Annotated in this window: 15 protein-coding genes; 7 read left to right on the top strand and 8 right to left on the bottom strand. The window is 62.5% G+C overall.

Annotated elements, in window-relative coordinates; translation table 11 throughout:
* Positions 1 to 3: 3 nt before the first annotated feature.
* On the bottom strand, positions 4 to 738 hold the full coding sequence (locus ACEN9T_RS19915) for a type IV pili methyl-accepting chemotaxis transducer N-terminal domain-containing protein (protein ID WP_413708486.1): 735 nt from the start codon (positions 736 to 738) through the stop codon (positions 4 to 6).
* 79 nt (positions 739 to 817) lie between these two features.
* Positions 818 to 1549 (bottom strand): type IV pili methyl-accepting chemotaxis transducer N-terminal domain-containing protein, encoded by a 732-nt coding sequence (locus ACEN9T_RS19910; protein ID WP_092971621.1) that lies wholly within the window; start codon positions 1547 to 1549, stop codon positions 818 to 820.
* Between the two features lie 431 nt (positions 1550 to 1980).
* Between ACEN9T_RS19910 and ACEN9T_RS19905 the strand changes: the two genes are divergently transcribed.
* From ACEN9T_RS19905 to ACEN9T_RS19895, 3 genes are all read left to right on the top strand, one after another.
* Positions 1981 to 2490, top strand: coding sequence for a DUF1993 domain-containing protein (locus ACEN9T_RS19905; protein ID WP_413706837.1), 510 nt, complete (start codon positions 1981 to 1983; stop codon positions 2488 to 2490).
* Positions 2491 to 2703: 213 nt separating this feature from the next.
* Positions 2704 to 3462, top strand: a complete 759-nt coding sequence (locus tag ACEN9T_RS19900) for a tetratricopeptide repeat protein (protein WP_092971620.1) — start codon at positions 2704 to 2706, stop codon at positions 3460 to 3462.
* Between the two features lie 8 nt (positions 3463 to 3470).
* A complete protein-coding gene (locus tag ACEN9T_RS19895) occupies positions 3471 to 4346 on the top strand; it encodes a spermidine synthase (protein WP_092971619.1) in 876 nt (291 codons plus the stop codon).
* Positions 4347 to 4410: 64 nt separating this feature from the next.
* Here the strand turns inward: ACEN9T_RS19895 and ACEN9T_RS19890 are convergent, their stop codons facing one another.
* Positions 4411 to 4809, bottom strand: a complete 399-nt coding sequence (locus tag ACEN9T_RS19890; protein WP_092971618.1) for a nuclear transport factor 2 family protein — start codon at positions 4807 to 4809, stop codon at positions 4411 to 4413.
* Between the two features lie 542 nt (positions 4810 to 5351).
* On the opposite strand from ACEN9T_RS19890, the gene ACEN9T_RS19885 reads away from it, so the two are divergent.
* Positions 5352 to 6167 (top strand): hypothetical protein, encoded by an 816-nt coding sequence (locus tag ACEN9T_RS19885; RefSeq protein WP_217649353.1) that lies wholly within the window; start codon positions 5352 to 5354, stop codon positions 6165 to 6167.
* Positions 6168 to 6196: 29 nt separating this feature from the next.
* Here the strand turns inward: ACEN9T_RS19885 and ACEN9T_RS19880 are convergent, their stop codons facing one another.
* Genes ACEN9T_RS19880 through ACEN9T_RS19870 form a run of 3 tightly spaced genes read right to left on the bottom strand, consistent with a single transcriptional unit; the run spans position 6197 to position 8903 of the window.
* Complete coding sequence (locus ACEN9T_RS19880; RefSeq protein ID WP_413706836.1) at positions 6197 to 7372, bottom strand: vWA domain-containing protein; 1176 nt, start codon at positions 7370 to 7372, stop codon at positions 6197 to 6199.
* A gap of 16 nt (positions 7373 to 7388) precedes the next feature.
* Positions 7389 to 7997, bottom strand: coding sequence for a GNAT family N-acetyltransferase (locus ACEN9T_RS19875; RefSeq protein WP_413706835.1), 609 nt, complete (start codon positions 7995 to 7997; stop codon positions 7389 to 7391).
* 12 nt (positions 7998 to 8009) lie between these two features.
* Positions 8010 to 8903 (bottom strand): AAA family ATPase, encoded by an 894-nt coding sequence (locus tag ACEN9T_RS19870; RefSeq protein ID WP_413706834.1) that lies wholly within the window; start codon positions 8901 to 8903, stop codon positions 8010 to 8012.
* Positions 8904 to 9203: 300 nt separating this feature from the next.
* On the opposite strand from ACEN9T_RS19870, the gene ACEN9T_RS19865 reads away from it, so the two are divergent.
* Positions 9204 to 9572 (top strand): c-type cytochrome, encoded by a 369-nt coding sequence (locus ACEN9T_RS19865; RefSeq protein ID WP_012435195.1) that lies wholly within the window; start codon positions 9204 to 9206, stop codon positions 9570 to 9572.
* Positions 9573 to 9583: 11 nt separating this feature from the next.
* Positions 9584 to 9982, top strand: a complete 399-nt coding sequence (locus ACEN9T_RS19860; RefSeq protein ID WP_009238577.1) for a c-type cytochrome — start codon at positions 9584 to 9586, stop codon at positions 9980 to 9982.
* Between the two features lie 61 nt (positions 9983 to 10043).
* On the opposite strand, the gene ACEN9T_RS19855 is transcribed toward ACEN9T_RS19860, so the two are convergent.
* A complete protein-coding gene (locus tag ACEN9T_RS19855; RefSeq protein ID WP_413706833.1) occupies positions 10044 to 10478 on the bottom strand; it encodes a DUF1841 family protein in 435 nt (144 codons plus the stop codon).
* Between the two features lie 115 nt (positions 10479 to 10593).
* On the opposite strand from ACEN9T_RS19855, the gene ACEN9T_RS19850 reads away from it, so the two are divergent.
* Positions 10594 to 11529, top strand: coding sequence for a DMT family transporter (locus ACEN9T_RS19850; RefSeq protein ID WP_092971615.1), 936 nt, complete (start codon positions 10594 to 10596; stop codon positions 11527 to 11529).
* Positions 11530 to 11601: 72 nt separating this feature from the next.
* On the opposite strand, the gene ACEN9T_RS19845 is transcribed toward ACEN9T_RS19850, so the two are convergent.
* A complete protein-coding gene (locus ACEN9T_RS19845) occupies positions 11602 to 13407 on the bottom strand; it encodes a S10 family peptidase (RefSeq protein ID WP_413708485.1) in 1806 nt (601 codons plus the stop codon).
* Between the last annotated feature and the right edge of the window lie 420 nt (positions 13408 to 13827).

Genomic DNA, 13827 nt, shown 5'->3' with positions numbered 1-13827 from the left:
CAGCTATTTGGCCAGCCCCTCGTACAGACCGGTCACGTCATCCATTACCTGAAGAATGCGCTCGCTGGTTGTGGCAACGTTGCGCAACTGTTCCGCGCGCGTGCCTTCCGTCTGTTTGAGCGCGTCGGCAAAGAACAGCCATTGCGTGCTGGCCAGTTGCAGCTCGTTATTGATCGCCCCGGAATTCTGCGGCGCAGACGTGAGGAAGACCTGAGCGGCCGTAAACTCCTTCATGGCTGAAGCGAGATCCTGCGTCATCTGCGCAGAGGTAATGTCCCACGCACGGAACATGCTTAGCTTGGCGATGCGCTGCGAAAGCATCCGCTGACGGCCCGCCACGTTGATCAGCTTGCCCGTCGCCGTGCCCGATTGTTTTTCCAGCAACACCGTGCCCTGTTGCGCGAGCTTCAGCACGTCTTCGCTGGCTTGGGCGATCTTCTTCGCGTTGTCGATGTTCGGGTCCCCGGCTGTCAGCAACTGCCTGTAGATGAGCCACGACTGTTCAAGTTTGGCGTAGGTGTCCTTGATCTCGGGTGTGGGCGCGAATGCCGTCAACTCCGTAAGCTGCCGATCAAAGAGTGCGACGGACTGCTCAAGAATTTTCTTCGATCGCTCGACCTCCACGCCCAGGCCGATCTGGCAATACGCCTTGGCCATGCGCTGCGACAGCATGCGCTGGCGGCCCGCCTTGTTGATGGCTGAGTTGATCGTCAGCGGTTGCGCGCACGCGCTCCCCATCAGCCCAGACAGCAGGGCGGAGCACACAAGCAAGCGGATGAATTGCAGGTAGGGTTTCAAGCGGTTCTCCGTCTCACGATCAACGCAGCGACATGTGCCCGAATGTGCGCGATGCCGGCGTCGATGACCGGCGTGTGCCGGCGCCGGGCTGTGCGGCATCGTCGGTTCCGACGACATTGCGGATCAACTGGTCCATCTCCTGGATGATGTCCGCGAGCACCGTGGTGATCACTGAGAACTCGCGCCCATATGGGCCCGCCCTTGCTGCCGAGACGCGCGCGTTCATGGCGACGATGTTGGCCTGCATCGAGATGCGCCCGAGGTGCGCGGCAATTTCTGCCTGGCGTTTGCGCAGTGCGACTTCGCACACGTGCATCTCCTCTTGATAGGCCTGCGTAATGGTCTGCAGCAGTTCCAGCATGGGCGTGGCCTGTGCCACCAGTGCATCAAGCGACGCGTTGCGTTGGGTCGCGCCGGTCGACAAGGTATCGATCGCGCTTTTGACTAGAACGATGAACTCGCGGATGCGCGCGTCACCACGAAGTTTGCCGAAGTAGAGCTGACGCAACGCCTCCGAGAATGCTCCGGGCAGGCGTTTATTGCCCTCGGCAAGATCGGTGTGGGCCGATGCGAATGTCGCCAGGCATGACCGCGCGATGTCGAGCGCAGCGGCGTGACCCTGCGCGGCCAACACCGTGTGCAGCACGATCCGCTGCGACAGCATGCGTTGCCGTCCGGACAGGTTGATCAGCTCGCCAATGGTCTCAACGGACACGTCGGACGTGGAAGCCTGGGTGGTGGAAGCGTTCATGTCATTGCCTTGGTGGTGGTGTCGACGCGCAGCCGCGATGGCCAGAAAAAAAGCGCTCCGAAGCGAGACGGCGACTCTCCGGGTGCCCGGGTCGTGCCGTGTCGCCTCGGAGCGCCGTTGCCCCGGACGCTCCTTGCGGAGCGTGTTGTCGCGATGTGCCAAGGTGGATCAAGGCCGCCGTTGGCCTTGTCCTTGCCCATGCAATAGCCATGCCACGCGAGAGATTCCGGCGAGCCCGTCGATCAGCCCACGTCAAGAGCGTTCGCCGCACTGATCTCGTGCCAAATGCCTCATGACGAGGCGTGCGCGTGCTTCATGCAGCGGCCGAATCGCTGCCCTACACTGTGCCCTGCGCAAGAAAGCGCGGCGCCGGCGAGTCGTGCAGAGAATCGCTGGCGGCCACAACGATGGATACCAAGGAAATCACTTCCATGACCACACCTTCGATGTACGAGTTTCTGGTCCCGACCGTGAACCGCATGTTGGGTAACCTGTCGGCCCTGCTCGACAAGGCTGCTGCCCACGCAGAAGCGAAGAAGTTCGACCCGGTCAATCTGATGACCGCGCGTCTGGCGCCGGACATGCATCCGTTCACGCGGCAGGTGCAGATTGCCTGTGACCAGGCCAAGGGCGGTGCGGCGCGTCTGTCGGGCAACGAGGTGCCGTCGTACCCGGATGTGGAGACGACCATTCCAGAGCTGAAGGCGCGCATTGCCAAGACGCTGGAGTTCGTCAACAGCATCGACCCCGCGGCATTTGCCGGCAGCGAAGATCGCCAGATCACGCTCAAGAGCCCGACGCGCGAGCTGCAGTTCTCGGGCATTGATTACCTGCGAGGCTTCGTGCTGCCGAACCTGTATTTCCATATCACGACCGCTTATGCGCTGCTGCGCCATAACGGCGTGGAGATCGGCAAAATGGATTTCCTCGGTCGCCCCTAAGAAGCGCCTTGCTTCAAAGACAACGCCGGCTGCCTGACGACAGGCGCCGGCGTTTATTGATGGGTCGGCTGTCAAGGTCGGCTCCACGCGGGTTCGGGGGTGTCAATGCGCAAACGTTAAGGGCGCGTCACACCGATGCCGCAGCGCATCTGTCACAATCGCGCCCGTGGCCGACGCGGGGGGTGTCGGTGCATTTCACTATCGAGCCTTCACATGCCGTTTCTCGGAATCGGATTTCACGTCATCGTTGCGCTATTCTTTGCCGTGCACGTCGTGCGCAACAACCAGAACATGTACTGGTTGTTCATTCTCTTTGCGTTTCCGTTGCTGGGCAGCGTGGTGTATTTCTTCGCGATCTATCTGCCTGAGATGCGCCACTCGCGCGGCGCACGCGTTGCCAGCCGCGCCGTGACGCAACTGATCGACCCGAACCGCGCCGTGCGCGAGGCGCGCAACGATTTCGACCGCGCCCCGACCGTGCAACACCGCTTGCGCCTGGGCGAAGCACTGCTGGAAGCCGGCAATGCCAAAGAGGCGCGCGAGCATTTTGAGCAGGCAGCCACAGGCCCGTTTGCGGGCGACCCGGCCGTGCTGTTGGGCCTGGCCCGCGCGCAGTTCGCCACCGGCGATGCGGCACTTGCCAAGGGCACGCTCGACAAACTGTTCGAAGCGCATCGTGTGACGCGCCAGCAGCCTGATCCGACATTGCTCTACGCACGCGCATTGGCCGCGACAAACGCACCGAACACGCGCGAGGCATTCGAGCAAGCCCTGACCTGTGCGAACGACGCGGCTGCCCGCTGCCTCTTCGGCGAATGGCTGCTCGTGCAGAACAACGACGCCGACAAACAGCGCGCCCAGACCCTGTTTGAAGAGATCCTGCGCGACGCCAAGCACTGGACGCGCTACGCCAAAGATCACAATCGCGAGTGGCTGCAGCGCGCCGCTGCCGCTCAGTCTTCTTCCCGTTGATCCGCTTTATGACGCTGTTGAAACGTAAATCCATCGAGGCCGTCGCCTCGCGCCGCCCGGCCCGCGCAAAACGCGAAGACCGCCTGGACCACGACGATGAACCGAAGCGCATGGCCCCGCGCTTTGCGCCGGTCACGTTTTCTGAACTGGCCGGTGTGCGCTATCTGCACTTCGGTACTGAATGGGTGCAGGGCGCCATGCGCCTGTCCAAGCCCGATGCCATCGAACTGGAATATGCACAGCAGATGATGGCTTGGATGCTGTTTCTCGATCCTGCCGCGCGGCCGGATTTCCACGTCGTGCAACTTGGTCTTGGCGCTGCCGCGCTAACGAAGTTCTGCCACCGCCAACTCGCGCCCGCGCAGGTGACGGCGGTGGAGTTGAACCCGTCCGTGATCGTCGCAGCGCGCAGCATGTTCAGCATGCCGTTTGACGACGCGCGCTTGAGCGTGCTCGAACAGGATGCCTACGACTGGGTGATGGACGCCAGCCACCACGGCACCGTCGATGCACTGCAGATCGACCTGTATGACGCCACCGCGCGCGGCCCCGTGTTGGATACGCCGGCGTTCTACAAGGCTTGCCGCCAGGTACTGCGCTCCCCGGGCGTGATGACGATCAACCTGTTTGGCGACCACACCAGCTTCCCACGCAATATCGAACGCATTTGCGATGCGTTCGACAATCGCGTGCTGGTCTTCCCTGAGGTGCACGACGGCAACGTGATCGCGCTGGCGTTCAATGGCCCGCCGCTGCATGTTAGTTGGGAAGCCGTGCAGGCGCGCGCCGCTGCGCTGCAGTCCTCGCTCAAGCTGCCGACCAAAGGCTGGGCAGACGGACTGCGCAGTGCCAATGCCGGCCAGGAAGACGCGCTGTCCATCTGATCTTTGCATGCAGCCAATGCAAAACGCCCCGGCATTGCGGGGCGTTTGCTTTTTGGGAGACGGCTCAGGCGGCGTCGCCCATGCCGGGCATCTGGTCGATGAAGCCAGTCACCGCGTGCATGCGGCCACCTTCAATGCGCACGAAGTCGGTGCCCTTGACCAGCGCCTGCCCCTCGGGGCCAAGCGTCCAGCGGAAACGGATCGTGTCATGTACAACGTCCACGCCGCCGTCGCGCGCAAAGCGGAAACCTGGGAACTTGGCCTGCACACCTGCAATGAGCGCTTCGATGCCGCTATGTCCGGTGCCTTGCATGAGCGGATCGACATACGTGGCGCCTTCTGTCCAGGTCTGCGTGACGAGGGCGCTGCGCTGGGCAGCGTCCGTCGCGTTCCACGCGGCGATATAACGATCGACCAGCGTATCGGCGAGCGTGTCGTTGGCGGCAAGTTGGGTGGCAGTCATGGCGTTTCTCCGTTCGAAGTGGGGAGCTTGGCCAGCGCGGGATGAGCGATCGCGCTGGATGGCTTCATCTTCGGCGCCAGCGTGGATGGTGTCGATTACGCGTCAGGTAATCGGCACTCTCCCGAACAGGAATACGCAGGGCACTGCATCTCATCCGGTTTCGTCCCCTGATCCCGTCTTTCGCATGCGCTCGCAGATCGACGGTGAGACTCCGGTAGCCTTCGACCTCCGATTGGAGGTCCGGCATGCACAAGAAAATCACAGGCGAGCCATCGCGCAGTCTCTCACCGCTGCCATCGTCTGTATCCCCAACAGAGCGCACGCTTCAAGAAGGGGCAAATCAACCGACGGTGCGCATGCGTTCCCCGACCTTGGCGAGCCTTCCCAGCTCGCGTACTGGCGGCTCAGCGCGGGTGTCCGCCGCGCCGGCCAAAGTTTCCGACGCGGAGCTGGCACTCGCTGCGTACCTGCTTGCGCGTGCAGTGGATGGGCGCCCGGTGGCTGCATCGGAAATATCTCGCCTTCGCTTGGCGAATGCCAGCGTGAACGAAACCCGCCAACTGCTTAAGCATGGTCGCGGCAACGTCGACGTGGACGTGCGAGCCACCCACAACGAAAGTACTTGGCGGACGAAGGCAGCGCGGACCTTCAGGCTGGAACGTGAGCGGAAAGCGAAGGTGCCCTGGAACGCGTTCACCCAGCGCGCGCCTTATTCCGCCGCCGCGGCATCGGTATTTGGCGCTGGAAATTGTGGCGAGCACACCAGCACGACGAGCGTCTATCACAGCCGCCGGTTGGCGCCCCACGAAGAAGTGCATTACGTGAGTGCCCCGGCCGTTGGACACACGTGGGCAGAAGGCCGAGTGCCAACCGCTCCAGTTGCCGAACAGTCGGAGCGGACGGTCGTGATGGACGCCTGGGCCGCTGGACCCGCGGTACTCGCATCCGATGCCCGCTTCGCCAAGCGTCGTGCCGGGCTGGAAACTACGCTGCACTTCAATGCGGAAACGGGCCGCGACGCCCGCATTGCCGCGAATGATCTGGTTCTGGAGGCACGGTCTGCAGGTCCCGCAGAAATTGCCCGGCGTGTGCAAAGTGAGGCCGGGCCTACCGCCCGCTTCGCTGCCTTTATCGATTCTGTCCTGCCAAGCGGTGTTGGTCACTGGCGCGAGCAGCACGTTCTTGACGGAAATTTCTCGCAACGGGTGAAGGGCAAGCTTGCGGCTCCCGCGCATCGGGCCCAGATTCATGGACTGGCCGCGCGCGTTGCAGAACAGCTTGGCGTGCCGCCTCAGCAGCGGTCAGCAGAGGCGCAACGAATCATCGAGGCGGCCCATGCCATGTTGCCAGACCGGTGAAATTGACGGGGCCGGCATCCCCAAGACACTTACTTGGACAACAACCGCATCGCCGATTCCAACCCCGCAATCGTCACCGGATACATCCGCGTCTTCACGATCTGGTTGATGACCGAGATGGACTGGCGGTACTCCCACAGGCCTTCCGGCTCGGGGTTGAGCCAGACAAATTTCGGGAACTGTTCGATCAGCCGCTTGAGCCACGTGGCACCGGCTTCAGCGTTGTTGTATTCGACCGAGCCGCCGGCCTGGAGGATTTCGTACGGGCTCATGGTCGCATCGCCCACGAAGATCAGTTTGTAATCGGGCGGGTACTTGCGGATGACGTCCCAGGTGGAGAAGCGTTCCGCATGGCGGCGCCGGTTGTTCTTCCACAGCCATTCGTAGACGCAGTTGTGGAAGTAGTAATACTCGAGGTGCTTGAACTCGGTCTTGGCGGCGGAGAAGAGTTCTTCCACGCGCTTGATGTGGTCGTCCATCGAGCCGCCCACATCCATCAGCATCAGTACCTTGACGTTGTTGTGCCGCTCGGGGCGCATCTTGATGTCGAGCAAGCCGGCGTTGGCGGCGGTGGAGTGGATGGTGTCGTCCAGGTCCAGCTCGATGTCCGCACCATCACGCGCGAACTTGCGCAGGCGGCGCAACGCCACCTTGATGTTGCGGGTGCCGAGTTCAACGGTGTCGTCGTAGTCCTTGTACGCGCGTGCTTCCCACACCTTGACCGCGGTGCGGTTGCCCTTTGATGGGCCGCCGATACGGATGCCTTCCGGGTTGTAGCCGCCGTGCCCGAATGGCGACGTGCCACCCGTGCCGATCCACTTGTTGCCGCCTTCGTGACGCTCGTGCTGCTCGTTCAGCAGTTCTTTCAAGCGCTCCATCAGCTTGTCGAGGCCGCCCATGGCCTCGATCTTTGCTTTCTCCTCCGGCGAGAGTTCGCGCTCCAGCTTCTTGGTGAGCCAATCGAGCGGAATGTCCGCGCGCCAATCGACCGCGCCTTCCACGCCCTTGAAGTAGGCGCCGAACGCTTGGTCAAACTTGTCGAAGTGCTTTTCGTCCTTCACCAGCGTCATGCGCGCCAGGAAGTAGAAATCGTCGAGCGACGGCGCGATGACCTGCTGCTTGAGCCCTTCAAGCAGCGTCAGGTATTCCTTGACCGAGACCGGCAGCTTGGCGTGCCGCAGCGTGAAGAAGAAATCGATGAGCATGGTGGTCCTCCGGCGCTCAGGCGCGCGGTTGCTCGAGCTTGTATTGCAGATGGCGTTTCACGGTCAGCCATTCCGATTCGATGATCGAGAACACGACCGTGTCGCGGAAGCTGCCGTCCGGCATGCGTTGGTGGTTGCGCAGCACGCCGTCCTGCTTGGCGCCCAGCCGGGCGATGGCTGCGCGGCTCTGGTGATTCATCCAGTGCGTGCGAAATTCCACCGCAATGCAGTGCAGTGTCTCGAACGCGTGCGTGAGCAGCAGCAACTTGCATTCCGTGTTGACAGCCGTGCGCTGTACGGATTTGGCGTACCACGTGTGGCCGATTTCGAGCCGGCGGTTGGCTTCGTCGACGTTGAAGAGGCGCGTGGCCCCGACCACCTTGCCGGGCTGTCCGTCACGCATCTCGCGCACGACAAACGGCATCGCGCCGAGGCGTTCGCGCATGTCCAGCGCAATGGCCAGCCACTCGCCGGTCTTGTCTGGTGAGGGGACGGACGTGTACCAAAGCTTCCACAGCTCGCCGTCAGCGGCTGCGGCGCGCACTTCGTCCTCGTGCTCGGGGCCGAGCGGCTCCAGCCAGGCGTGCTGGCCGGACAGCGTGACGGGCTCGATCAGGCGCGGCATGGCGGGGCTCGCTCAGCGGTTGGCGCGGTTCATGAACACCAGGCGCTCGAACAGGTGCACGTCCTGCTCGTTCTTGAGCAGCGCGCCATGCAGCGGCGGAATCGCGGCGTTCTTGTCCTGGCTGCGCAGCGATTCCGGCGGAATGTCCTCGGCCAGCAGCAGCTTGAGCCAGTCGATCAGCTCGGACGTCGACGGCTTCTTCTTCAGCCCCGGCAGGTTGCGCATCTCGTAGAACGCATCCAGCGCAGCCTTGACCAGCGCGGGCTTGATACCCGGATAGTGCACATCGACGATGGCCTGCATCGTCTCGGCATCGGGAAACTTGATGTAGTGGAAGAAGCAGCGGCGCAGGAACGCGTCGGGCAATTCCTTCTCGTTGTTCGACGTGATGATCACCAGCGGGCGGTGCTTGGCGCGGATGGTTTCGCGCGTTTCATACACGTAGAACTCCATGCGATCCAGCTCGCGCAGCAAGTCGTTCGGGAACTCGATGTCGGCCTTGTCGATTTCGTCGATCAGCAGCACGACGGGCTTATCCGCCTCGAAGGCCTGCCACAACACGCCCTTGACGATGTAGTTGCGGATGTCGTGGACCCGGTTGCTACTTTCCTCGTCGCCAAGCTGCGAGTCGCGCAGGCGCGAGACGGCGTCGTATTCGTACAGGCCCTGCTGGGCCTTGGTGGTCGATTTCACGTGCCACTGCAGCAGCGGCATGCCCAGCGCGGCGGCCACTTCCTCGGCCAGCATGGTCTTGCCCGTGCCCGGCTCGCCCTTGATGAGCAGCGGGCGCTGGAGCGTCATGGACGCGTTGACGGCAAGCTTGAGGTCATCGGTGGCGACGTACTGGTCGGAGCCTTCGAAGCGTGAGCGCTGGTCGGATGGGGCAGGCGAGGTGGTGGTGTTCATCGTGCAAGCCTACTGAGCGGTAAAAGATTTGGAAACGGCCAGTATAAGAGCATTTGGGCGTTTGACGCCGGGCGGCAGCGTGGCGGATGCGCCGTGCCATTCCTTGCTGTCAAGTCACGGGAGCCCTAACTGGACTGGCAAAAAAACGGTGCGGTACAATGCGCCGGTTTGACGCACCTCAAATGACCGTCCTCTGGCCAGTTGCCAACGGCGGGTGAATGCGCCCAGCGAGACAGCCGGCTGAGACGAGCCAAGCCGGCAGGGCGAGCAGGATTCTGAAACTCCACGCTTAAGAACGAGATGAAAAAGATCCTCACCATGGTGGCCGCCTTGGGCACATTAGGCGCACTGTCCGCCGCAGCCAACAGCGCCGCCGCTGCCGACGTTCAAGGCAACGCTGCCGCCGCCGAGAACAAGGTCGCCATGTGCATCGGCTGCCATGCCATCCCCGACTACAAGACGTCGTTCCCCGAGGTGTATCGCGTGCCCTATCTGGGCGGCCAGAACGCCAAGTACATCGAAAGCGCGCTGCATGCGTACCAGAAGGGTGACCGCAAGCACCCGACCATGCGCGCCATTGCCGGCTCGCTGACCGATCAAGACATTGCCAACCTGGCCGCCTATTACGCGGCGCAGACGCCGGCCACCCAAAACAATCCCCAGAAGTGACGAGGAAGAATATGAAGAAGATCTCGCTCGCAATCTCGTTCAATCTGGGTGCGCTGATGCTGGCTGCCGCTGTGTCGGCGCAGGCTGCCGATATTGAAAAGGGCAAGCAGCTGGTGGAGAAGGGCGCTTGCGTGGCCTGCCATGGCGCCGGCCTGAACGCCCCGATCTCGCCGGACTATCCGAAGCTCGCCGGGCAGCACGGCGACTACATCTATCACGCGCTGCTGGCCTATCAGACCAGCAACAACCCGCTGGTGGGGCGCAGCAACGCCATCATGGCGGGCCAGGTCAACAGCAACCCTGCCACGATCGGTGCCGACGGCAAGCCGCGTCCGTTCACGCAGGCTGAGCTGAAGGACATTGCCGCGTACATCGAATCTCTGCCCGGTTCGCTGGTGCTCAAGAAGTAATGCGGCATCGCCGGTAAAGAAAAACCGCTCTTCGGAGCGGTTTTTCTTTATGGCGTTGGATTTATCGCGCAGTGGCGCGCTTGCGCACGCATTCGATATAGGCGTCGCCGTCTGGCGGTAGGCCGGTGCGTTGCGCCGTCCACAGCATCTGGCCCAAGCATTCCATTACCTGGTGCTGTGCTTCGTGCGGCGAGTCGAGCCGCTGGGCAAGCGCCTCATATGCAGCGCGAATACCGCGCGGCTGATCCACCGATACCTGCTCGCTGATCGACAGGTGCATCGACAGGTGCAGGAACGGGTTGCTCTGGCCGCTTTCCGGCGTGTAGTCGCGGGCGAGGGCTTCTTTGCCGGCTTCCAGGGTGTCGTGGTATTCGGGATGCTGCAGCATCCAGTCGAGCGCCATGGCTTCGAGCGGCGTGAGGATTTCTGCCTGGCGGTGCTTGCGCCACGCGCCGCAGAAAAATTGACGGACTTCGTCGCGGGAGGGATTGAACATGATCCCGCCATTGTACCGGCGCGCCTCGATGCCTGCCGCACAGCTTCGCGAGACGGCAACGCTACAATGGCGCCCGCTCCCGCAGAGGTCGATTCCAACAAAAACGCCGCCCCCCATGAGACAAGCCGCCGACTCCCCCCTCGCTGCCCGCGCCGCTGACAAGCTCCTCGGCGTGCTGCTGATCGCCGTGTCCGCCGCATCCTTCGGCGCGATGGCCATCTTCACGCATTACGCCTATGCGAGTGGCGCGAACGTGGTGGGTCTGCTGATCGTGCGCTTTGTGATCGCAGCCGCAGCGCTGATGGTCGTGATGCGTGTTCGCCGCATCGGCATACCGCCGTGGTCGCGCGTGGCTGGGCTGGCGGCCATGGGCGGCATCGGCTATGCCGGGCAGTCGTTCGCGTTTTTTACGGCGCTGAACTACGCGCCGGCCAGCCTGGTGGCGCTGCTGCTGTATCTGTATCCGATGTTCGTGACGGTACTGGCGGCGATTTTCCTGCGCGAGCGGCTGACTACCGCGGCGATCATCGCGCTGGTGCTGTGCTCGGTCGGGGCGGGGCTGACGGTGGGCGGTGCGGGCCTGTCAGGCGGCAGCCTTCTCGGCATTGGGCTGGGGGTGGCCTCCGCGGTGATTTACTCGATCTACATCACGGTCGGTGCACGGGTCACGCGCGGGCTGGATCCATTGGCGTGTACGACCGTCATCTGTACCGCTGCGGCCGTCGTGTATACGGGGATGGCGTTGCTTGGCGCGCCTGCGCATCTGCCGGGCACGCTCAGCGGCTGGGCTGCGGCGCTGGCCATTGCTGGCTTGTCGACGGTGGTGGCAATCCTGACGTTCTTCGCCGGCTTGCAGAAGTTGGGGGCCGCGCAGGCGTCGATGCTGTCGACGCTGGAGCCGGTGGTGACCGTACTGCTCGCGGCATTGCTGCTCGGCGAATCGATCGCGCCCATGCAGATGACGGGCGGCGCATTGATCCTCGCGGGCGTCCTCTGGCTCACGCGCGCAGACGCGAAACCTGCAGGTCACAGCGTGGATGACATGGCTTGAAGCCGGATCTTCGCTCCCAACAAAAAACCGCCCAGCGTGAACTGGGCGGTTTTGCGTTCTGCTTTGAGGCGATTACTTCTTCTGCCCGGCCGGCAGGCGTTGCAGGCTCTGCACCCGCATCAGGGCCGGACGATCGGCCATCACGCCATCGTAGAACGAAGCCAGGTCACCCTTGAGCGCGGTGCGCGACGCATCGTTCAGATAGATCATGTGGCCTGACGGGTAATTCTTGATCGTCAGGTTTTTCGCCTTCAGCGTCGGGTCGAGCGGCATTTGCGCCAGCGTCAGCTCGGTCTGGTGGAACGGCGTGACGGCATCGAAATAGCCGCTGGCCTGCAGCACCTTCAGGTCGGGGTTCAGGCTCATCGTCGAGGCGAGGTCGCCAGCGGTGTACAGCGTGTTGCCGCCGCCCTTGTTGGCGCCCGTCGGGTCGATGTGGCTGAAGTCCCAGTTGTTGAACACGGCGTCGTTCAGGTCCACGAACGACGACGTCGACGTGTACTTGAGCTGGGTGTTCAGGTAGCTGTTCCACAGCACCGTGTACGCGCCGCCGATGTTCGAGATCGACGGATCGTTGCTGCCCGAGTTCGGCAGGATGAACGGCGCGATGCCCTGGCCCGTGTAGTTGGCGCGGCCGTCATACTGGCCGATCTGAATACCCGGATTGAGCGTCAGGAAGAACGTGTACGGCGGGTTGTTGTTCTGCGATGGCACGTTGCCCAGCGCCGCCGGATTGCCGAACGTCTGGATCAGCGAGACCGGATCGGTGCCGATGTACGAGCCCATCGTCTGCGCTGTCGCCAGGTTCAGATTCAGGCGCACGTTGACGAAGCCGCCGTCCGCGGCGCTTGGCGCTTGCGCAAGCGGTGCGAGCGTGTTGTCAGCGTAGTTGCGTGCCTGGACCATGTAGCTGTCGAGGTCGGTCGGTGCGGGGTTGAGTGTCGTCTTCTTCCAGTAGAACGCGTCTGCTGCCAGCGTCGGGAAGGTGCCGACGGCCGAGAGCGCATTCGCGTAGTCGAGAATTGACGATTGCAGCGTGATCCCGTTCAGCTCGATGCCGTCTTCATGCAGCACCCACGACAGCACCGCACTGCGCGCCGTGCCATAAGACTCGCCGTACAGGAACTTGGGCGAGTTCCAGCGCGAATTCTTGGTCAGGTAGCGCTGGATGAAGCGGTCGATGGAATGCGCGTCCTGGTCGGTGCCCCAGAAGTCCTTGTTTTTGGCCGGTGCAATGGCGGCTGAATAACCGGTGCCGACCGGGTTGATGAACACCAGGTCGGAGCGGTCGAGCAGGCTGTCCGGGTTGTCGGGCAGTTTGTACGGCGCCGGTGGCGTGAAGTTCGGGAACGACGACTGCAGCCGCTTCGGCCCGAACGAGCCCAGCAGCAGGAACACCGACGACGAGCCAGGGCCGCCGTTATAGAAGAACGTCACCGGACGCGGCTTTGACGGGTCCGGGTTGTCCTGCGTGTACGCCACGTAGAACATCGTCGCGTTGGATTGCGACGTAACCGGGTCGATGGTCGTCAGGTGGCCGGCCGTGGCCGTGTAGGCGATGCTCTTGCCGCCGATCGTGACCGTGTGGTGCGTGATGGCTGCGCTTTCGCCCGGGTCGGCAGCCAGGGCGTCGTTGGGCCCGGTGCCGTAGACGTTCGGGTCGACGTAAGGCTGGTCGGGCGGTACGGCGGCAGCTACCGGCTGCGTGGTTGCGTTGCCGGCGTTGGCGGCAACGCCGCTGGGGTTGGCCGTGGCGGATGAGTCTCCGCCGCCGCAACCCGCCAGCAGCACGGCTGACAGCACTGCGGCCGCAAACGATACACCAAAGGTTCGAGACAAACCTGCAAAATCACTGGTCGATAACCTGGATTTTTTCATGGCGATAATGACCTTCTTCAGGGTGACGAACGCCATCACTTAAAACGGTTGGTTTTAAGTGGGCTCCATATTCGTTTTGCGTTTTGTCATTTCTATACGGCGCAAAGCGAATATTCTGATTTCCCGCCTTGTCTGCGGAAATTAATGCAATTGTTTATTTTTTGGCAAAAGACGTCCCTGAAATCCGAGCGGATCTCAAAAAGAAAACGATCATGGGGTCAAGCCCGCGGGCGTTTGCGCAAAGCCTCACAAGGACTGTGCGAAAACGTGGGGATGAATGCGGCCGCGCACCTGTTTTAAAATCAGATGCGTATCCGATACGTCCAGCCCTGCGGGTAATGCAATAACGAACCAAAAAGTAGTTCGTAAGCAAACCGTTGTAAAGGGCTCTTTTCCGTTGTGCGCGATGGGCTGTAAAAA

It is taken from the genome of Ralstonia sp. Ralssp110, assembly GCF_047325135.1.
Taxonomy (GTDB): Bacteria; Pseudomonadota; Gammaproteobacteria; order Burkholderiales; family Burkholderiaceae; genus Ralstonia; species Ralstonia mojiangensis.
The sequence above is the reverse complement of the archived record's forward strand: the minus strand, read 5'-3'. Positions and strand labels throughout refer to the sequence as shown.

Coding starts and splice junctions, on each gene's coding strand:
- ACEN9T_RS19915 (WP_413708486.1), bottom strand. CDS start 738: ATGGGGAGCGCGTGCGCGCAACCGCTGACGATCAACTCAGCCATCAAC.
- ACEN9T_RS19910 (WP_092971621.1), bottom strand. CDS start 1,549: ATGAACGCTTCCACCACCCAGGCTTCCACGTCCGACGTGTCCGTTGAG.
- ACEN9T_RS19905 (WP_413706837.1), top strand. CDS start 1,981: ATGACCACACCTTCGATGTACGAGTTTCTGGTCCCGACCGTGAACCGC.
- ACEN9T_RS19900 (WP_092971620.1), top strand. CDS start 2,704: ATGCCGTTTCTCGGAATCGGATTTCACGTCATCGTTGCGCTATTCTTT.
- ACEN9T_RS19895 (WP_092971619.1), top strand. CDS start 3,471: ATGACGCTGTTGAAACGTAAATCCATCGAGGCCGTCGCCTCGCGCCGC.
- ACEN9T_RS19890 (WP_092971618.1), bottom strand. CDS start 4,809: ATGACTGCCACCCAACTTGCCGCCAACGACACGCTCGCCGATACGCTG.
- ACEN9T_RS19880 (WP_413706836.1), bottom strand. CDS start 7,372: ATGCTCATCGATTTCTTCTTCACGCTGCGGCACGCCAAGCTGCCGGTC.
- ACEN9T_RS19875 (WP_413706835.1), bottom strand. CDS start 7,997: ATGCCGCGCCTGATCGAGCCCGTCACGCTGTCCGGCCAGCACGCCTGG.
- ACEN9T_RS19870 (WP_413706834.1), bottom strand. CDS start 8,903: ATGAACACCACCACCTCGCCTGCCCCATCCGACCAGCGCTCACGCTTC.
- ACEN9T_RS19865 (WP_012435195.1), top strand. CDS start 9,204: ATGAAAAAGATCCTCACCATGGTGGCCGCCTTGGGCACATTAGGCGCA.
- ACEN9T_RS19860 (WP_009238577.1), top strand. CDS start 9,584: ATGAAGAAGATCTCGCTCGCAATCTCGTTCAATCTGGGTGCGCTGATG.
- ACEN9T_RS19855 (WP_413706833.1), bottom strand. CDS start 10,478: ATGTTCAATCCCTCCCGCGACGAAGTCCGTCAATTTTTCTGCGGCGCG.
- ACEN9T_RS19850 (WP_092971615.1), top strand. CDS start 10,594: ATGAGACAAGCCGCCGACTCCCCCCTCGCTGCCCGCGCCGCTGACAAG.
- ACEN9T_RS19845 (WP_413708485.1), bottom strand. CDS start 13,407: ATGAAAAAATCCAGGTTATCGACCAGTGATTTTGCAGGTTTGTCTCGA.